The sequence below is a fragment of the Microbacterium lacus genome, assembly GCF_039531105.1.
In the GTDB taxonomy this organism is placed as follows: Bacteria; Actinomycetota; Actinomycetes; order Actinomycetales; family Microbacteriaceae; genus Microbacterium; species Microbacterium lacus.
In genome coordinates, this window is sequence record NZ_BAAAPK010000001.1 from 1,169,160 (window position 1) to 1,188,412 (window position 19,253).

The 19,253-nt window shown below is 66.9% G+C and carries 14 protein-coding genes; 8 read left to right on the forward strand and 6 right to left on the reverse strand.

Features of this window, described 5'->3' with window-relative positions:
• Positions 1-30: 30 nt before the first annotated feature.
• A complete protein-coding gene (locus tag ABD197_RS05455; protein ID WP_344052391.1) occupies positions 31-2,739 on the reverse strand; it encodes an LGFP repeat-containing protein in 2,709 nt (902 codons plus the stop codon).
• Between the two features lie 132 nt (positions 2,740-2,871).
• On the opposite strand from ABD197_RS05455, the gene rfbA reads away from it, so the two are divergent.
• From rfbA to ABD197_RS05485, 6 genes are all read left to right on the forward strand, one after another.
• Positions 2,872-3,741: a glucose-1-phosphate thymidylyltransferase RfbA gene (gene rfbA / locus ABD197_RS05460; protein WP_344052393.1), complete on the forward strand. Its 870-nt coding sequence runs from the start codon at positions 2,872-2,874 to the stop codon at positions 3,739-3,741.
• Positions 3,741-4,739, forward strand: coding sequence for a dTDP-glucose 4,6-dehydratase (gene rfbB, locus ABD197_RS05465; protein WP_344052395.1), 999 nt, complete (start codon positions 3,741-3,743; stop codon positions 4,737-4,739). The genes rfbA and rfbB overlap by 1 nt, the downstream gene beginning before the upstream one ends.
• Before the next feature lie 6 nt (positions 4,740-4,745).
• Positions 4,746-6,158, forward strand: a complete 1,413-nt coding sequence (locus ABD197_RS05470) for a sugar nucleotide-binding protein (protein WP_344052397.1) — start codon at positions 4,746-4,748, stop codon at positions 6,156-6,158.
• A 163-nt stretch (positions 6,159-6,321) separates the two neighbouring features.
• Complete coding sequence (locus ABD197_RS05475) at positions 6,322-8,442, forward strand: acyltransferase family protein (protein ID WP_344052399.1); 2,121 nt, start codon at positions 6,322-6,324, stop codon at positions 8,440-8,442.
• A gap of 60 nt (positions 8,443-8,502) precedes the next feature.
• Entirely contained in the window at positions 8,503-9,654 is a 1,152-nt protein-coding gene (glf, locus tag ABD197_RS05480; RefSeq protein WP_344052401.1) for a UDP-galactopyranose mutase, read from the forward strand.
• Positions 9,651-11,744, forward strand: coding sequence for an acyltransferase family protein (locus ABD197_RS05485; protein WP_344052403.1), 2,094 nt, complete (start codon positions 9,651-9,653; stop codon positions 11,742-11,744). The genes glf and ABD197_RS05485 overlap by 4 nt, the downstream gene beginning before the upstream one ends.
• Positions 11,745-11,754: 10 nt before the next feature.
• Here ABD197_RS05485 and ABD197_RS05490 read toward each other — a convergent pair whose 3' ends face one another.
• Complete coding sequence (locus ABD197_RS05490; protein WP_344052405.1) at positions 11,755-13,860, reverse strand: acyltransferase family protein; 2,106 nt, start codon at positions 13,858-13,860, stop codon at positions 11,755-11,757.
• A gap of 103 nt (positions 13,861-13,963) precedes the next feature.
• Here ABD197_RS05490 and ABD197_RS05495 point away from each other — a divergent pair, with 103 nt between their 5' ends.
• Together ABD197_RS05495 and ABD197_RS05500 are read left to right on the forward strand one after the other, a co-directional pair.
• A complete protein-coding gene (locus tag ABD197_RS05495; protein ID WP_344052407.1) occupies positions 13,964-14,773 on the forward strand; it encodes an ABC transporter permease in 810 nt (269 codons plus the stop codon).
• A complete protein-coding gene (locus tag ABD197_RS05500; protein ID WP_344052409.1) occupies positions 14,773-15,513 on the forward strand; it encodes an ABC transporter ATP-binding protein in 741 nt (246 codons plus the stop codon). The genes ABD197_RS05495 and ABD197_RS05500 overlap by 1 nt, the downstream gene beginning before the upstream one ends.
• A 3-nt stretch (positions 15,514-15,516) precedes the next feature.
• Here ABD197_RS05500 and ABD197_RS05505 read toward each other — a convergent pair whose 3' ends face one another.
• Genes ABD197_RS05505 through ABD197_RS05520 form a run of 4 tightly spaced genes read right to left on the reverse strand, consistent with a single transcriptional unit; the run spans position 15,517 to position 19,244 of the window.
• On the reverse strand, positions 15,517-16,512 hold the full coding sequence (locus ABD197_RS05505) for a glycosyltransferase (protein ID WP_344052411.1): 996 nt from the start codon (positions 16,510-16,512) through the stop codon (positions 15,517-15,519).
• Between the two features lie 12 nt (positions 16,513-16,524).
• The gene (locus tag ABD197_RS05510; protein ID WP_344052413.1) at positions 16,525-17,844 is read right to left on the reverse strand and encodes an O-antigen ligase family protein; all 1,320 of its coding nucleotides are present in this window, start codon (positions 17,842-17,844) and stop codon (positions 16,525-16,527) included.
• Entirely contained in the window at positions 17,841-18,200 is a 360-nt protein-coding gene (locus ABD197_RS05515; RefSeq protein ID WP_344052415.1) for a hypothetical protein, read from the reverse strand. The genes ABD197_RS05510 and ABD197_RS05515 overlap by 4 nt, the downstream gene beginning before the upstream one ends.
• Positions 18,201-18,251: 51 nt before the next feature.
• The gene (locus ABD197_RS05520) at positions 18,252-19,244 is read right to left on the reverse strand and encodes an O-antigen ligase family protein (protein ID WP_344052417.1); all 993 of its coding nucleotides are present in this window, start codon (positions 19,242-19,244) and stop codon (positions 18,252-18,254) included.
• Between the last annotated feature and the right edge of the window lie 9 nt (positions 19,245-19,253).

Consider the following 19,253-nt stretch of genomic DNA (forward strand, 5'->3'; position numbering starts at 1 on the left):
CGTAGCAACCGCGGGCGCCGCCTCCCGCCGTTACTCCACGAGGTACGTGCCGTTCGCCAGCAGTACGAGGGTGCCTCCCTGGAAGCGCTGCTGCCAGCGGCCCTCACCGGTTGTCTCGTTGCCGAGCGGCCAGCCCAGCGCGCCCGACGGTCCGCCGCGGCGCAGGTACTCCGCCCCGAGAGCGCCGCGCGTGAGGAACGCGCCGGTGGACGAGACCAGAACAGTTCCACCGGCGAAGTCCTGTCGGTAGCCTCCGGCGGTCGCGAACTCGTTCTGCTTCGGGATGCCCAGTACGCCGCCCGGCCCTCCCCAGCGCTCGTGGAACGTGCGGATATAGCCCCGGGTTTCGGCGGTGCCGGTCGACGAGGCGAACACCGTCGCGTTCTGGAACTGCTGCACGATCGCTCCGCTGATGGTGCTCGCAGGCGCGGTCGCGAAGCCGTACGTCGCCATCCCGCCGCCGGCTGCGAAGTGAGTGAACACCGCGCCCGTCGCGGCCGACGCGGTCCCGCTGCGGGGCACGAACACGATCCCGCGGGCGAAGGACTGCGACCAGCCGGCCGGCGACTCCTGTTCGGCGCCGGTCGGTACGCCCAGTATGCCGATCCCTCCTGCCCTCCGCGCGGTCTGAAGCACGGCGCCGACGACGGGCGCTCCGGTCGTCCCGTCCGCACTCGTCCAGATCTCGCCGCCCTGGAACGGCTGCCGGATGCTCAGGCCGTCGGAGACCGCCGGTCCGACGGGCCAGCCGAGGCGTCCCGTCACGCCGCCGGCCGCATCGAGGATGCGGGCCGCAGCCGTCGACACGGAGGTCGTGGCGACCGCGCTGCAGTAGATGCGCCCGTTCTCGAAGCTCTGAAGGAAGCCGCTCTGGAGACCGCCCTCCGCCGAGGTCGCCGCGCCGAGTGCTCCGCCGGCTCCACCGAGGCCGCGGTACGTGCGACCGATCACCCCGGTCACTCCGAACACGCCGGCCGGAGAGGTCGTCAGGGTGGTCGGACCAAAGTCTTGGGACAACGACGCGCCAGAGCCGAGCTGCGGACCGGTCGGGTAGCCGATACGCGCGACGCCGCCGAACGCGGTCAGGGCCGCGCTCAGCCCTGTCACAGCGAATGTCCCTCGTGAAGTCGCGTAGACAGTTCCGCCCTGGAAGCGCTGCGAGAATCCGTCGGCTTCCGTCCGTTCACCCTCAAGCGGCGCGCCGAGCGTCCCTGTGATGCCCCCAGCGGCGGCGAACCCGCGATAGACCTCTCCGCGGACGGTGATCGCGGTCCCGCTCGTCGGGCGGTGGATCAGGCCCGCGGTGAACTGTGCGTGGGTGCCCGTGGAGGTCGTGCCGGTCGTGACCGGCCATCCGACTGCCGACGGCCCGCCTGTCGCGAGGTACGCGGAGGTCCACGCCGTGTCGAGCGGCGCGACGGTCGACGGACCTTGGAAGACGCTGCCCTTCGCGAAGTCCTGACGGGACCCGGCGTCGAAGCGGTACGCACGGCTGGTGGGCCATCCCAGCGCGCCGTTGATGTTGCCGGCGGCTTCGTACACCTCGTTGATCGGCGACGCGACCGCATATCCGACTCCGTCGGCCGGGCGGACGTAGATGCGGCCGCTGACGAAGTCTTGATACCAGCCGCCGGCCGCCGCCAGCACGGGACCGCGCGGCCATCCGAGTCCGCTCTGCACCTCTCCGACGATCCGGTACTCGACCTGCGTGCCGCCGATCGTGGCGCGGACGGTCGACTGGTCGGCTGCGAGATAGAGGTCCGCCTTCGAGAAGCGCTGAGACCAGCCTTGTCCGTTCCAACCACGCATGGGCGCGATGGGAGCGCCGATCCAACCGGTGGCTCCGCCCTGCGACTGCCAGTAGTCGTACAGGGCACCCGTCACCTGGATCGACGGTGCGCCGAACCAATCCACGAAGCGCTGGTAGAAGTTGCGGTTGCCGTACGTGGAGCAGCCGTCGCCCTGCCCGTATCCCGCTCGCAGAGAGGCCGCATTGGGCTGGTATGGCGTGTAGTAGTAGAGGTTCGCGGTGGCCTGGTTCTCGATGTATACCGGCGAGGACCCGCAGGAGGCGTCAGGACTGAACCGGATGTTCCACGTCTTTCCCGGGGCGTAGTAAGTGAAATACCGGCCCTCGGTGTAGATCTGAAATTGGCGCGCGGCGCCATACACCTGATTGAAGAATCCGTAGTATCGCGTATCGCAGGCCGCTGTGTCGGGGCACCCCTGACCCATCGCGATCGTGTACCGCCAGTCCGAGGGCCAGGTGTGGGTGACGAGACCCTGCTCCTTCTCGAGGGTCACGATGAGCACCTGCGGGTTGATCCCGCACGCCAGCGCGACCTTGTAGATGATCCGGGCCGCGGATTCGGACGAACCACCCTGATACTCGGCGCAGTATCGGTCGGCTGCCCGCGTGTTCGTGGTTTGTCGGAAGTCCTTCAGGCACGTGTAACCGGATCGGCACGTGGGAACGCGTTCGCGCAGGAAGGCGTCGATCTGTGCTTCATTCATGGATGCGGTGTCGAAGAACCGCTCATCGGAGATGATGTTGCCGGGCCGGAACTGACTCAGATCCGCTGCGCGGACGATGCCGGTGTCGACCATCGCCTGTGTCGCGACGGGCGCATTGAGCGGCGCGGCGGTCGCCGGCGCGGTGACCAGCGACCCGAGCATGAACGTCGCCACCACGAGCAGAGCGGTCAGTCGGGGGACGCTCCGCGTGTCGAATCGAGTCACGTCTACATTGTGGCGGAAGTTGGGTGCCGTTACCACTGTGACTATTGAGAACAATGTGACACGCCGTACCTGAAGCCGATTTGCGGAAATGTCCGGCCCGAGTGCGGGTTGCCCCTGTGACACGATTGACGGATGAAGGGCATCATCTTGGCTGGTGGTTCCGGTACGCGTTTGCATCCGGTGACGTTGGGTGTGTCGAAGCAGTTGATCCCGGTGTATGACAAGCCGATGGTGTATTACCCGTTGTCGACGTTGATGCTGGCGGGGATCCGGGAGATTCTGATCATCACGACCCCGCATGATGCGCCGTTCTTCGAGCGGTTGCTGGGGGACGGGTCGCAGTTCGGGGTGGAGTTGTCGTTCGCGGTGCAGCCGTCGCCGGATGGGTTGGCGCAGGCGTTCACGATCGGTGCGGATTTCATCGGGGACGACAAGGTCGCCCTGGTCTTGGGGGACAACCTTCTGTATGGGCCGGGGCTCGGGACGCAGTTGAAGCGGTACGCGGATGTCGATGGTGGGGCGATCTTCGCGTACTGGGTTTCCGAGCCGTCGGCGTATGGGGTGGTGGAGTTCGATGATGCGGGCAAGGCGGTGTCGTTGGAGGAGAAGCCTGCGGTTCCGAAGTCGAATTTCGCGGTGCCGGGTCTGTATTTCTACGACAACGACGTCGTCGAGATAGCGCGGGCCCTGGACCCGTCGCCGCGGGGTGAGTATGAGATCACGGATGTGAACCGCGCGTACCTGGAGGCGGGGAAGTTGCAGGTCGAGGTGTTGCCGCGGGGGACGGCGTGGCTGGATACGGGCACGTTCGATCAGATGACCGATGCCGCGGATTATGTGCGGACGATGGAGCGGCGCACGGGGATGCGGATCGGTGCTCCGGAGGAGATCGGGTGGCGGCAGGGGTTCCTCACCGATGAGCAGCTCCGGGAGCGTGCGGTGAAGCTGGTGAAGTCCGGGTACGGGTCGTATCTGTTGGAGATCCTGGAAAGAGGCCGCTGATGGGGAATCTTCTCGTGACCGGTGGGGCCGGGTTCATCGGCTCCAACTTCGTCCACCACGTCATCGAGCACACCGATCACCACGTCACGGTGTTGGACAAGCTCACCTACGCCGGGAACCGGGCTTCTCTGGCGGGGCTGCCGGAGGATCGGGTGGAGCTGGTGGTGGGGGACATCACCGACGCCGCGCTGGTGGATGGGTTGTTCGCGAAAGTCGACGCGGTGGTCCATTACGCGGCGGAGTCCCACAACGACAACTCGTTGCATGATCCGCGCCCGTTCCTGGACACGAACATCATCGGCACGTACACGCTGCTCGAAGCAGCGCGGAAGCATGACCGGCGGTTGCATCACATCTCCACGGACGAGGTCTACGGGGATCTGGAGTTGGATGACCCGGACCGGTTCACCGAGAACACCCCGTACAACCCGTCCTCCCCGTACTCCTCCACCAAGGCCGGGTCGGACTTGTTGGTGCGGGCGTGGGTGCGGTCCTTCGGGGTTCAGGCGACGATCTCGAACTGTTCGAACAACTACGGCCCGTACCAGCACGTGGAGAAGTTCATCCCGAGGCAGATCACGAACGTGATCCGCGGGATCCGCCCCAAGCTCTACGGGGCCGGGGAGAACGTGCGGGACTGGATCCACGCCGATGACCACTCCTCCGCGGTCCTGACGATCCTGGACAAGGGGGTGATCGGGGAGACCTACCTGATCGGCGCGGACGGGGAGCGCAACAACAAGGACGTCGTCGAACTCATCCTCACCCTGATGGGGCAGCCGGCGGTTGCGTATGACCATGTCACCGACCGTGCCGGGCACGACCTGCGGTACGCGATCGATTCCACCAAGCTCCGCACCGAGCTGGGCTGGGGCCCGCAGTACTCCGATTTCGAGGCGGGGCTTGCCGCGACGATCGCCTGGTATCAGGAGCACGAGGACTGGTGGGCGCCCACCAAAGACGGTGTCGAAGCGTTCTACGCCACGAAAGGCCAGTAACCCCTGATGACGGAGTTCGGCAAAGCCCTGACGCGCACGCAGACCCCGATCCCGGGGCTGGTGGTGTTCGACCTGCCCGTGCACGGCGATAACCGGGGCTGGTTCAAAGAGAACTGGCAACGGGAGAAGATGCTCGCCGAAGGCCTGGAAGATTTCGGGCCGGTGCAGAACAACATCTCCTTCAACGACGCTGTCGGCACCACCCGCGGCATCCACGCCGAACCGTGGGACAAATGGGTCTCCGTCGCCACCGGCCGGATCTTCGGCGCCTGGGTCGACCTCCGCGAAGGTGACACGTTCGGGACCGTGTTCACCACCGAACTGGACCCGTCCACGGCGATCTTCGTGCCCCGCGGGGTGGGGAACTCCTACCAGACCCTGGAACCCGACACCGCGTACACGTACCTCGTCAACGACCACTGGTCCCCGAACGGGGAGGGGTACTCGTTCCTGAACCTCGCCGACGAGACCGCCGGAATCGACTGGCCCATCCCTCTGGATGAGGTCGAGATCTCCGCGAAGGACCTCGCCCACCCCCGCCTGAAAGACGTCACCCCCGTCCCGCCGCGTAAAACGCTCATCCTGGGCGCGAACGGGCAACTCGGCAGAGCTCTCCGTGACGAGTTCGGCGACCACCCCCACATCGAATACACCACCCGCGCGGAACTGGACATCACCGACCCGAACCTCGCCTCCGCACGCCGGTGGCGGGACTACGACACGATCATCAACGCCACCGCCTACACCGCCGTCGACACCGCCGAAACCCCCACCGGCCGCGCCACCGCGTGGGCCGTGAACGTCACCGCCGTCGCCACCCTCGCCCGCATCGCCACCGAAAACCGGATCACCCTGGTCCACGTCTCCTCCGACTACGTCTACGACGGCACCAAACACGGCGAATACACCGAGAACGATCCCACCTGCCCGCTCGGGGTCTACGGGCAGACCAAAGCCGCCGGCGACGCGATCACCACCACCGTCCCCCGCCACTACCTCATCCGCACCAGCTGGGTCATCGGCGACGGCAACAACTTCGTCCGCACCATGGCCACCCTCGCCCAACGCGGCATCAACCCGAAAGTCGTCAACGACCAGGTAGGACGCCTCACCTTCACCACCACCCTCGCCGAAGGCATCCACCACCTCCTCAACACCCGCCCCGAATACGGCACCTACAACCTCACCGGAACCGGCGAACCCACCACCTGGGCCGACATCGCCCGCCACGTCTACGAACTCACCGGCCACGACCCCAACCGCATCACACCCGTCACCACCGACGAGTACTTCGCCGCCGCCACCACACCGATCGCCCCCCGCCCCCACAACAGCACCCTCAACACCACCAAAATCACCACCACCGGATACACCGCACCCCACACAGCGGACTCACTCGCGACCTACCTTCATCCCTGACACGGGAGGGTTCGGGTGTCCTTCAGATGGCACGTGACCGCCACGCCTACACTGGGGCCGGGCGCGGAGTGCGGTTCCCTCGGATGAGGGCGGATCTCCTCCGGTGCCGGCCACGACCCGTGGCGCACCGTTCGTTCCACGATCGCCCCCGCACAGAGCACCCATGACCAGCCAGATCACGACAGCTGCCGCCCCGACGCCCTCTACGAGACGTCCCTTCCGCACCGACATCCAGGCGCTGCGGGCACTCGCCATCGCCGCGGTCGTCCTCAATCACCTGTGGCCGGCCCGCGTGACTGGCGGGTACATCGGCGTGGATGTGTTCTTCGTCATCTCCGGCTTCCTGATCACAGGCCACCTGTTCAACGAGATCTCGCGGACTGGTCATGTCCGACTGGGCGCGTTCTATGCGCGACGCATCAGGCGCCTGCTGCCGGCGGCGCTCCTGGTCCTCTTCGTGGCCGGAATACTTGTCATGGTCTTCCTCCCATACCCGCGCTGGGAACGGAACGCTCTGGAGATCGCATCCAGTGCGCTCTATGTGGAGAACTGGTTCCTCGCGGCGATGTCGGTCAATTACTCGGCACTGAACGACTCGGCCAGCGTCGCACAGCACTACTGGTCGCTCTCGGTCGAGGAGCAGTTCTATCTGGTCTGGCCCATCCTGATGATCGCCGCAACCCTCGTCGGAGCGCGTCTCACCGGCAGCTCCTCCATCCGTCGGCGGGTGCTGGTCGCGCTCTCGGTGGTCGCTGGTTCGTCGCTGACGGCAAGTGTGTTCTTCACCGCCGCCTCTCCGAACCAGGCGTATTTCGTGACGTACACCCGCGCCTGGGAGTTTGCTGTCGGCGGTCTTCTCGCCCTGCTCGGCCACCGCGTCGTGCTCAACCGTTTGTCCGCCAACGTGCTGTCAGTCGTCGGCTTCGCATCGATCTTCGTCGCGATGCTCACATTCGGTGAACGAACACCCTTCCCGGGCGTCGCCGCACTCCTCCCGGTCCTGGGAACCGCCGCCATCGTCGCGGCCGGGGGCCGCCACGACAGCTTGTGGCACGGGCGGCTGAGTGCAACGCGCCCGGTCCAGTGGCTTGGCGGTGTTTCGTACTCCTTGTACCTCTGGCATTGGCCGCTCATCGTCGTTGCCCCCTTCGCACTGGCCACAGAGTCGACGACAGCACTCAAGGTCGGTGTCCTGGGCGCCGCCCTCCTGCTCGCGGCTGCGACGAAAACGTGGATCGAGGATCCCGGACAACGCTGGGCGGGATGGGTGAGCGTCAGGCGTTCGCTGTTCGGCATGATCGCGGGTGTCGTGGTCGTCCTCTTGGCGGCCGGAGCGCTACTCGTCGGTCAATCACTGAGATCCGCCGCCGATGCGCCGACAGCACCATTGCCTACCGGCGCCTGTGTGGGGCCGGCGGCCATGGCGCAGGCGGAGGCATGTCCCGAACGGTTCAGCAAGGTGGGATCTCCTGTGATGGCCGCGAAGAACGAGTACTTCTACACACCACCGGTGTGCGGGGACTTCCTCGACGAGCTGTCCTACGGCGACAAGAAGACGACACGCGTGTGCGACTACTCCCGCGGTGCGGAAGATGCCGAGGACGTGTGGCTGATCGGCGACTCGCATGCACAGCAGTGGCAAAGTGCGATCTTCGACATCGCGCGAGAACGTCATTGGAGACTGACCCTCAGCTTCTATGGCGGGTGCCCGCCGGCCGACGTGGCATTCACCGGTTTCCGCGGTGCGTGGGGACAGGCCGACGTCGATCAGTGCCGGCGCTGGTCACGGGAAGTCTCGGAAAAGGTGGCCGCAGCCGCGCCCGACCTCGTGCTGACCTCCATGGCAGCCCGGCTTCAAGAGGTCGACGACGGGTCCGCTCGGTCGGAGACCGACCAGTTCGCCGACGGTCTTCTCCGCGACTGGGCACGATGGACTGCCGTCGGAGCCGAAGTCGTCCCGATCGTCGATACCCCGCTGAATGCCGAGGTGCGAGAGCCCGACTGTCTGCTTCTGAACGGCCGAGACCCGCTGGCGTGCGCTCGTCCGCGTGCTGAGGCGCTCCCTCCGGATCCGATAGCGATCGCAGCCGCCCGGAGCGCCGATCCGCACGTCCGAGCGATCGACCTCTCGGACAGCTTCTGCGACGCCGAACGCTGCTATGCGGCCGTGGGCGGCATTCCGGTGTACTTCGACGGCGACCATCTCAACAGGGAGTATGTCCGGATGCTCGCTCCGACCATCGGTGAGGCGATCGATCAGGTGTCGGCTGGACTGCCCGAGTAGAATCGGCGGGGCCGCGAAGGATTCTGGCCACCCCTGCACCCGAACCCCAAGTGAGTTCCCATGGATCTTCTCATCGTCGGCTCTGGCTTCTTCGGCCTCACAATCGCCGAGCGTGCCGCCTCAGCGGGCCGCAAAGTGACTGTCATCGATCGGCGGACACACATCGGCGGAAACGCCTACAGCGAGAACGAGCCGGAAACGGGAATCGAGGTTCACCGCTACGGTGCGCATCTGTTCCACACCTCCAATCCGGCGGTCTGGCAGTACGTCAACCGGTTCACGACCTTCACGGACTACGTGCACCGCGTCTACACGAACCACAAGGGCGTGGTGTATCCGCTGCCGATCAATCTCGGCACGATCAATCAATTCTTCGCGGCTGCGTACTCTCCGGAGCAGGCCCGTGCGCTCATCCAAGCGCAGGCGGGGGAGTTCGACGCCAAGGACGCGGCGAACCTCGAGGAAAAGGGCATCGCACTTATCGGGCGTCCCCTCTATGAGGCGTTCATCCGCGACTACACCGCAAAGCAGTGGCAGACCGACCCGAAGAACCTCCCCGCCGAGGTGATCAGCCGTCTGCCGGTGCGCTACACCTACGACAACCGCTACTTCAACGACACGTGGGAGGGGCTGCCCACCGACGGCTACACCGCCTGGATCGAGCGGATGGCCGACCACCCGAACATCGACGTGAAGCTCGACACCGACTTCTTCGACGAGACCCAGCCGTTGCACAAGACGGCGACGGTCGGACAGCTCCCGATCGTCTACACCGGCCCGATCGACCGCTACTTCGACGACGCTGAAGGTGCATTGTCGTGGCGCACGCTCGACTTCGAGGAGGAAGTCGTGCCCGTCGGTGATTTCCAGGGAACCCCGGTTATGAACTACGCCGACGCGGACGTCCCGTACACCCGTATCCACGAGTTCCGGCACTTCCATCCTGAGCGCGCCGATCGGTACCCGTCCGACAAGAGCGTCATCATGCGCGAGTACTCCCGATTCGCCACGCGCGAGGACGAGCCCTACTACCCGGTCAATACCGCCGAGGACCGCGCCGGCCTCCTGGCCTACCGTGAGCTGGCCAAGGGGGAGCGGGACGTGCTTTTCGGCGGCCGCCTCGGCACGTACCAGTACCTCGACATGCACATGGCCATCGGCTCGGCGTTGTCGATGTGGAACAACCAGCTCGCCGACCAGACGGGCTCGTGAGCTCGATCGCCACCCCCGTCGAGGACGCCCGATCCTCCTCAGCGGGTGAGCATGCCGCACTGCCGCGAACTCCGTTGTCCGCCGCCGGCTCGGTGGCGTATCGAGCGGACATCGACGGGCTGAGGGCGCTCGCCATCCTGCTCGTCGTGGTGTACCACGTCTGGTTGGGCCGGGTGTCCGGCGGCGTGGACGTCTTCCTGATGATCTCCGCGTTCTTCCTCACCGCATCCTTCGCCCGTCGCATGAAGCACGGCGCTCGCATGCGGGTCGGCACCTACTGGCTCCGCAAGTTCCGGCGGCTTCTGCCGGCCGCAGTGGTGACACTCCTCGGTGTCCTCGCGACGGCGTATTTCCTCTATCCGCCGACGATGTGGTCCACCCTGTGGCGACAGACGTGGGCGTCGCTGTTCTACCTCCAGAACTGGGAGCTGGCGTTCTCCGAGGTCGACTACTACGCACGGGACGAGCAGGTCCCGAGCGCTCTTCAGCATTTCTGGTCCCTTTCCGTACAGGGCCAGGTCTTCGTCCTCTGGCCCCTCATCTTCCTCGTCGTCGCGTTCGTCGTCCGGCGCACGCGGATCCGGGCCGATCTGCTCCTGGCCGTCGTCTTCGGCCTGATCTTCGCGGCCTCGCTCGCCTTCTCCATCCATGAGACCGCGACGAACCAGACGTTCGCCTACTTCGACACGCGCACCCGTCTCTGGGAATTCGCCGCGGGCTCGCTCGTCGCGCTGGCCATCCCCTTCTTCCGGGCGCCAGCCTCCGTCCGAGCAGTGCTCGGCTGGGTGGGTGTCATCGGGATCATCGCGTGCGGCATCGTGATCGACGTGAGAGGCGGGTTCCCCGGCTACCTCGCTCTCTGGCCCGTGCTGTGCACCGCAGCCGTGATCTTGGGAGGCGCCGCGCCCGCTCGAGGGGCGCCGTCGGCCCTCCTGGCTTCGCGACCGCTCCGCTTCCTCGGTCGCGACGCCTACGCGCTCTATCTCGTGCATTGGCCGGTCCTGATCACGTGGCTGATCGTGACGGACCGGACGAGCGTCGGTCCCCTCGCCGGCCTCGCGATCATCGTCATCTCGTTCGTGCTCGCCCGCGTCGTCTCGGGGAGCGTCGAGAACCCCATGCGGCGACTGACCGCGCTGGATGCTCGACCGGTGCTCGGAGGTGTCGTCATCCTCGCGTGCCTCGCGACGGTTGCGGTGCCGCTGACAGTGTGGCAGATCGCCGAACGGGTCCGCGTGGAGTCTGCCGCGGCGGAGTTCGCAAGCGACTACCCGGGAGCGGCGGCGCTTCCGTTCGGCGAGGGCGTTCCAGTGCGGGCGGGTGTGCCGCTGCTCCCTGACCCGACGTCGATCGGCGACGAGTGGGTGGCGTTGGAGTCTGACTGCGAAGAAGCGTTCCGTCCGTCCTCGCCCTTGGTCGCCCGTACCTGCGTCCAGCTCAGAGTGGGTGATGGTGCGTCGGGTACGGTGGTCGTCGTCGGCGACTCTCACGCCCAGCAGTGGATGGGGGCCGTGTTGCCGATCGCGCGGGAGCAGGGATGGAATGTGATCGCGCTGCTGAAGGGTGGCTGCTCCTTCGCCGTCGACGAGCCGCCTGTCCCCGGATCCCAGGACTGCGAGCGATGGCGAACGGCCGCCGATCGGTACATCCAGCGGCTGGAGCCCGACGTCGTCTTCGGCATGGCCACGAAGACCGAGCCGGGCGGTCCCGGCGAGCGTGTGCTGGACGGGCTGGAGAAGACCGTCGAGTCGCTGGAGTCGACGGGCGCAGAGGTGGTGCTGTTCCGCGACAACCCGCGCTTCACCGAGGACATCTTCGAGTGCGTGGTCGAGAACGGTGCGGATTCGGTCCTGTGCCGCACCGATCGGTCGGACGCGCTCGCCCGCTTCGATCCGGCCCGCGGCTCGGTCGGAGGTGCTCATCTGGTGGATCTGTCCGATTACCTCTGTCCGGAGGACGTGTGCTTTCCGGTCATCGGCAACGTCGCGGTCTACCTCGACGACAACCACCTCACCCGCATGTACGCGGCGACGCTGGCGCCTATGCTCGCGCGGGAACTCGCCGCCGCGGGCGTGATCGAGACCGGCTGACCCGCCGCTGTCATCGCCCGTCGGAGCTCCGGGTCGAGAGGGCCTCGACGAGCGCGGGAGTGAGGGTCGCGGCGAACGACCGCGTCATGTGGTTGTCATCCGTGTAGACCACGAGACCGCCGATCTGCCAATGGCAGCGCTCCTCGTCGCAGAACTGCGCCGTGAGGTCGATCAGGTCGGCGCCGGTCTCGACGGCCGCTGCGCGCATCGGGTCCACGAAATCCGCGTCGCTGCGCGGCATCGTGCACTCCTGCGCATCCCGCACCGCGAGACAGTCGGGTGCACCGGACGCGCCCTGCACGGGGGTGCGCGCGGTCTCCGGATGGTCGGTGAGCACGGTGACGCGTTTGCCGGCATCCTGCAGTCTGCGGATCGTCGCCGCGACGGCACGCGGAGACAGGGGCCGATTCCCTGGCTCGTCGGAGACGTACAGCCGTGTGCGGTTCGTGAGGACGACGTCCGTGATGACGGGGTCGGCGGCGATCTCGTCGATCACCGCCCTCGTCGACTGCGGACACAGCTGCGCGCCGACCGGATCGTACCCCCAGGCGCCGCCGAGCGGCTCTATCGAGACGAGCGGGCATCCCGAGACGAGGAAGGTGGACAGTCCCCAGCCTTCCTGCTCCGTCGCACGCTCGAACGTCTCTACCCATCGGGTCGCGTGCGAGTCACCGACGAGCGCGATCGTCTTGTCCATGTCGCGATTCGCTGGCCGCAGGTCGCAGCGCCGGTACGTCGACAGCTCGACGCTGAGCTCGCACGCGGCGACGTCGGTGGCCGGGAGGTCCGAAGCGAACGAGGCAGCCGGAGCTCGCAGGGCAGCGGTTGAGGGGCCGCGGCACTGCCGATCCGTCATCGCGGCGGCACCCCAGCACGCCGGTAGAGTCGCCGGCACCCGAGGCGGCGGCGGCGGCGTTGTCATCGCGAGCGGCATGCTCATCGCCACGACGACGATCATCCCGCCCCCCGCCGCCAAGAGCGACCGTCGAGGTCGTCCGGAGACCAGCCATCGGTGTGATCGCACGGGATCTTCGACGAAGACCTTGGATGCCCACCCCAGTGCGATCGAGACTGCGCCGACCGCGACGGACTGCCAGGTATTCAGCGGCGCCAGGAGCGCGTACGGGAGAAGGACGATGAGGGGCCAGTGCCAGAGGTAGACGCCGTAGGAGACATCGCCCACGAACTGCACCGGCCGCACCGAGAACAGAGCCGTCGGTGCCCACCTGGCGCGGGGGGCGCCCGCCACGATGACAAGGACCGTGCCGAGCACGGGCAGCAGGGCGGTGAAAGAAGGGAAGGGCGTCGCACCGGTGAAGAGGAACATGGCGACGGCGAGCAACGCGAACCCCGCCCACGACGACGCGGCAGCGACGCCGCCGGTGATCGGGGTGGGGTTTCGGCGCAAAACGAGTGCAAGGAGCGCGCCCGCCCCGAACTCCCACGCGCGCGTCGCGGTCGAGAAGTAGGCGACCGTAGGCACGAGAGCCGTGTACACGACCGAGAAGACGAAGCTCGCAACGGTTGCGACGAGGACGGCGCCCGTTATTCCCCGGAGCCCGCTGTGCCGCATCCGGCCGGCGAAGTAGGCGCCCCCGATCAGCAACAGCGGCCAGACGATGTAGAACTGCTCCTCCACACCCAGGGTCCAGAAGTGCTGCACCGGTGACTTGACGTTCGACAGCGCCATGTAGTCCACAGACTGCGCCGCCAGAGCCCAGTTCTCGACATAGAAGGCGGAGGCGATGATCTCCAGGCCGAACTGCGGCCACCTCGTGAGCGGCACGAGGATGTATACAGCGGTCGCCGTCGCAGCGAGGACGAGGAAGGACGCCGGCAGCAGCCGTCGTGCGCGCCGCGCCCAGAATGCCGGGAGCGAGATGCGGCCGCGACGAACGTGGTCGCGCACGAGGTGGTCGGTGATGAGCAATCCCGAGACGACGAAGAAGACGTCGACGCCGACGTAGCCGCCCGGCAAGCGGAGGGGCCAGAGGTGGAACAGCAGGACACCGAGCACGGCTGCCGCGCGGAGCGCCTGAATCTCCGGGCGGACGACCGGCGTGCGGTGTTGCGGCTCTGTCGCGGGACCCCATGCATCGGTATCGCTCGAGGTCACAACGCCCGCTCCTTCTGCATCGCGGCGGGATCCAGCGTAGTGTCCGTCGTTACGGGCGCCCCGCCACCGCGCGGGTGTGATCCGTCCCCATAGACTCGTCTCCGTGACCACAGCCGCCGTCGGCGCTCCGGGCTCTCCTCGGCGCTACCTCCACTCGCTGTGGCTCCTCACCGCACGAGACCTCCGGGTCCGTTACGCCACGAGCGCGCTCGGTTACCTCTGGTCGGTGCTGGACCCGCTTGTGATGAGCCTGATCTACTGGTTCGTCTTCACCCAGGTCTTCCAGCGCACGGTCGGACATGAGCCGTACATCGTGTTCCTGATCACGGCGCTCCTGCCGTGGGTGTGGTTCAACGCCGCGGTCTCCGACTTCACGCGCGCGTTCAACAAAGACGCCCGACTCGTCCGTTCCACGGCGATCCCGCGGACGATCTGGGTGAACCGCATCGTGTTGAGCAAAGGCATCGAATTCTTGTGCTCGTTGCCGGTCCTGGCCGGCTTCGTGATCGTCGCCGCCTTCACCAGCGCCGCGCCGGTCGCCCTCAACTGGGGGCTTCTGCTCTTCCCCGTGGCGATCCTGCTCCAGACGGCACTGCTGGTCGGCCTCGGCCTGCTCGTCGCACCGCTGTGCGTGATGTACACCGACCTCGAACGCACCACGAAGCTCATCCTGCGTGTCCTCTTCTACGCGTCGCCGATCATCTACTCGGTTTCCGACCTGCCGGGCATCTTCCCCGAGCTTGCGGCCTTCAACCCGCTGTCCGGCATCTTCACGCTGTACCGCGTCGGTTTCTTCCCCGAGGTGTGGGACACGCTGAGTGTCGTGGTCGGGGCCGTCATGAGCCTCGGTTTCCTCGTGCTCGGCATCCTGGTCTTCCGTCGGCTCGAGCGTCCCGTGCTGAAGGAGCTGTGATGGGTGATCTCGCGATCGAGGTGCGCGACCTGGGTGTGCGGTTCCGCCGCAACAGGCGCGGCCGCCGCAGCTTCAAGGACCTGTTCGCCGATTCGTCGAGGCGATCCAAGCCGGGGGAGTTCTGGGCGCTGCGCGGTGTCTCGTTCGACGTGCGCCCCGGCGAGTCGATCGGCGTGGTGGGTCGCAACGGGCAGGGCAAATCCACCCTCCTCAAGCTCGTGGCGGGCGTCCTCCTGTCCGATGAGGGCAAGGTCCAGGTCAACGGCGGGGTCGCACCGCTCATCGAGATCACCGGCGGCTTCGTCGGCGATCTGACCGTTCGCGAGAACGTGCGTCTGACCGCGGGGCTGCACGGCATGTCGCGCGCCGAGGTCTCTCGGCGCTTCGACGGGATCATCGACTTCGCCGAGCTGCACGAATCGGTCGACACGCCCTATAAACACCTGTCGAACGGCATGAAGGTACGCCTCGCGTTCGCGGTCGTCTCGCAGCTCGAAGAGCCCATCCTGCTCGTCGATGAAGTGCTCGCCGTGGGGGACAAGGCGTTCCGCGAGAAGTGCTACACGCGCATCGATGAGCTGCTCTCGGAGGGACGCACGCTCTTCTTCGTGAGCCACAACGAGAAGGATCTCCGCCGCTTCTGCGAGCGGGGTCTCTACCTCGACAAAGGTGGTCTCGTGATGGACGCGCCGATAGCCGAGGTGCTCGACCGCTACAACGCCGACTACAACGCCGGCTGAGCCTCAGCCTTCGGCGCCCACCAGCGGCGGCATGGGCTGCCACGACGCGTCGCGCGCGATCTTGCCGCCGTCGCGGATGCCGCGGAAGAGGTTCGAGGTACCTCGAACAGTACGCTCCACGGCCACGAGGCGGATGAGCTCCTTACCGAAGGTCAGCGCCGTTCCGATGCCGAAGAGCACCGGGTTGTACACACCGAGCGAGCGGTAGTAGTTCTTCATGTGCCCGCGGTTGCGCATGATGTAGTACCGGTACGCGTTGCTCGAGGCGTTCATGTGCCGGATGCCCATGTCCCACTGCTTGATCTCGCGGGTGCGGCGCAGCACGAATTCGTCCACGATGACCGAAGTCGTCTTCCGCGACGCGAGCCAGCCGTACATCTGGTCGTCCCAGTAGATGAAGAAGCGCGGGTCCGGCAGGCCGATCTGCTCCACGATGTCGCGATGGATGAACATGCCCTCGAAACAGCCCGAGTTCATCGGCTTGAAGCCGGACGCGTCGAAGCCGGCGGGTGCGAACGGGATCGGGATGCCCAGCGGCTCGGCGACTCGGTACTGCCAGTAGAACTCGCTGCCGTCGTAGTCGTAGCGCCGGCCCTGGATGCTCTTGAACCGCGGCGCCCACGCACCCATGCGGGCCAGACCGTCGGGAAGCACCTCGACGTCGTCGTCCATCAGCCAGATCCACGTCGAGCCGAGTTCGTACGCGGTGCGCATGCCCTCGCTGAAGCCGCCGGACCCGCCGGTGTTGGTCTCGAGCCTCCGGTACACGAGCTCGGTACCGAGCTTCTCGCGGTACGACTCGACGAGTGCGGTGGTGTCGTCGACCGAGGCGTTGTCGATGATGACGACATGACCCGGCTTCGGGTCCATCTTCGTGATGCTCTCCAGCAGCCGCGTGAGCAGTCCCGAGCGGTTGTAGGTGACGATCGCGATCGTGGCAGAAGCGGGATCGAAGGGGGTCGTCGACGTCATCTCGGGCTTGTCAGCTGTACGGGGCATGGCCTGAGCATCCTACCGCGACCCACCCGGCGCTTCCTGGATGCGGGGGAGCAGCGGCCCGCCCGCATCGATCCGCTCGCGCCACGAGCGGGACTGTCCGGCCCGGACGGCGCACAGCACGAGCAGCAGCCACCCGAAACCGGTGAGCGTGAAGCTCTCGAACATCGAGTCGACGAGCAGGGCGATGAGGACGAGCGGCGTCCACGCGTAGATGACCGAGCGGCGCTGGCTCGCATCGAGCCACGAGCGCACGAGCGCGACGCCGGCGAGACCGGCGAACAGCAGCAGACCGATCCAGCCGAGCTGCAGCAGCACGTCGAAGTAGGCGTTCAGCCCGCTCGCGTGGCTCGTGCGCAGCGTGTAGTTGATCGCGCTGAAGGGGAACTCCGCGCCGTTCCACGGCCCGAACCAGCCCCAGCCCTGGACCGGCTTGGAGCGAAGGTAGTCCACCATCGTGTTCCACAGGGTCACGCGGGTCGCGAAGTCCGAGCCGGCGCCGAGCAGGGCGATGATCGGATGCCGCGCCGCATAGCCGATGGCAAGACCTGCGACCACGATCCCGCCGAACGTCCACTGCAGTGCGGAGCGGTCGGCGGGACGGGCGTGCCGCACGAGCGCGAGGGCGCCGACGGAGAGACCGACCGCGACGGCGAGGACGAGCACCGTGGGGGAGTCGCTCAGCGCAGCGAGACCGCCCGCGAGCACGACCGAGTACACCGAGACACCGAGTCGCACCGTCTGGGTGCGGTATTCGATCAGGAACGTGATGAGCGCGATCACGGCGACGAACCCGAGCAGGTTGCGCGTGCCGAAGATGCCCTGGACCGGTCCGAACTGGGCGATGTTCCCCTGGATGCCGAGGAAGCGGATCGGGATGTCCAGCAGGATGCCGGACAGGATCTCCATGCCGAGCGAGATGGACAGGAGCACTCGGAGCACGTCCCCGAGCGCGCGCACCGTCTGCAGCGTGTCGCGGACGTGGCCGATCGTCACGGCGAGGAAGGCGAGGCCGAACAGCGACACCCATCCCCAGAACGAGCCGGAGGTGTCCTGGCTCCAGAACACGCTCGCCAGCGCCCACGCGATGAACAGCAGAACGGTGGTGGGCGCGAGCCGCACGAGCGAGATCTCGCGGCGCCGGGCGATCAGCATCCCGAGCCCGAGCACGCACAGTGCGACGACGATCGACGCGTAGGTGACCCGACCCGCGATCCGCTCGATCGCGAACGCGGAGAAGACCGCGCCGAACACCGCGATCGTGAAGGCGCGCGCGAGATCGGCCGAGGCGAGCAGAGCGATCCAGCGGACGGGCGGCGCGCCCGCCGTCGTCATGAGGCCTGCGTGGTCAATTCGCCACGCTCGATCGCGATGCGCATCTCTGCGGCGCCTTCGCCGATGTGCGGGGACTGCTTGATCTTGAACGCGAGCAGGACCACCAGCATCCAGCCCCACAACAGCAGCGGGCTGGACTCCGCGAGACCCTGCACGAGCAGGACCGCACCGAGCAGGGTCGGCAGCAGGGTCAGCGGCGAGTACGGGCGGTCGGCGCGCAGATCCCAGCGGGGCCGGTCGACGGCGAAGAACCACGACCGCCAGATGTAGGCGAGGTAGGTCATGACCATCAGGAACACGCCGATGACGCCGAGTTGCAGATAGACGTCGATCCACATGTTGTGGGCCTGCATCACGGTCTGTCCGTGATCGGTGATCCAGCCGTCGAACGCCGGGTCGGTCGTGATCTACGGCGTGGAGAAGCCCCAGCCGATCCACGGGTGCTCGTTCGCCCGCGCGAGCACGTCCTCCCAGATGCGCTCGCGGCCGGTGAGGTCGGCGCTGCGGCCGAGCGCCTCGAACACGGGCCCGCGCAAGAACCAGAATGCGAGGAGACCGCCGATGCCGACGACCGCGTACGCGATGTAGTACCGGGTGCGCTCGCCGGGACGCTTCGCCCGGCGCATCAGCAGGACCGTCACCAGCACGACGACCACCGCGACCGCCGCGACGAACGCGGTGGCGGAGGAGGCGCGGACGAAGAGGAAGGCCGAGACGACGATCCAGCCGATCAGGAGCGTCCGGCGGGGGGCGCGGGCGGCGAAGCGGATCGCGAACACGATGATCGCGAGCAGCGCGACGGGACCCAGGAGGTTCGCGTTGCCCATGATGCCCTGCAGGCGCCCGCCGTCGAAGAGGTTGTCGCGCGACCAGTAGACGATCGGGTCCTCCGCCGGCTCGCTCGGGACGATGAATCCGGGCAGGATCGGCCCGCCGATGAACACCGAGACCCACAGCTCGAATGTGAGCGACAGTGCGATGACCCATTTGAGCGCCGACGCGAGCGCGCGGACGATCTCACGCCACGTGAGGACGCTCCCGATGAAGAGTCCCTGCAGGGTCGTGATCACCAGCAGCAGGAGCGTGAGCGCGGTGGCCTCGCGCCAGGCCGACCAGATGATCGACGCCGTGGCCCACACGACATAGCCGATCGCGAACCACGGCAGGCGCCGCCACTGCACGGGCGGCCGGACCCCGAACCAGAGGCCGATCGAGAGAAGCCCGCCGGCGATCGTGATCACGGCGGTCGGGATCTCGCCGAACGCGTTGATCCACGCGGTTCCGGACAGCGCCATGAAGAGCACGAAGATGCACCAGCCGCGAAGCAGAAGATGACCCGTCTTCTCACGGGCGGGCGCGGCGGGGGGCGCCGACGCGGGGTGCTTCGAGTGGACGGCCATCGTGAGATC

What these genes read in the sequence shown, in the direction of transcription:
- rfbA (WP_344052393.1), top strand. Translation starts at nt 2,872, where the DNA reads ATGAAGGGCATCATCTTGGCTGGTGGTTCCGGTACGCGTTTGCATCCG.
- rfbB (WP_344052395.1), top strand. Translation starts at nt 3,741, where the DNA reads ATGGGGAATCTTCTCGTGACCGGTGGGGCCGGGTTCATCGGCTCCAAC.
- ABD197_RS05470 (WP_344052397.1), top strand. Translation starts at nt 4,746, where the DNA reads ATGACGGAGTTCGGCAAAGCCCTGACGCGCACGCAGACCCCGATCCCG.
- ABD197_RS05475 (WP_344052399.1), top strand. Translation starts at nt 6,322, where the DNA reads ATGACCAGCCAGATCACGACAGCTGCCGCCCCGACGCCCTCTACGAGA.
- glf (WP_344052401.1), top strand. Translation starts at nt 8,503, where the DNA reads ATGGATCTTCTCATCGTCGGCTCTGGCTTCTTCGGCCTCACAATCGCC.
- ABD197_RS05500 (WP_344052409.1), top strand. Translation starts at nt 14,773, where the DNA reads ATGGGTGATCTCGCGATCGAGGTGCGCGACCTGGGTGTGCGGTTCCGC.
- ABD197_RS05505 (WP_344052411.1), bottom strand. Translation starts at nt 16,512, where the DNA reads ATGCCCCGTACAGCTGACAAGCCCGAGATGACGTCGACGACCCCCTTC.
- ABD197_RS05510 (WP_344052413.1), bottom strand. Translation starts at nt 17,844, where the DNA reads ATGACGACGGCGGGCGCGCCGCCCGTCCGCTGGATCGCTCTGCTCGCC.
- ABD197_RS05520 (WP_344052417.1), bottom strand. Translation starts at nt 19,244, where the DNA reads ATGGCCGTCCACTCGAAGCACCCCGCGTCGGCGCCCCCCGCCGCGCCC.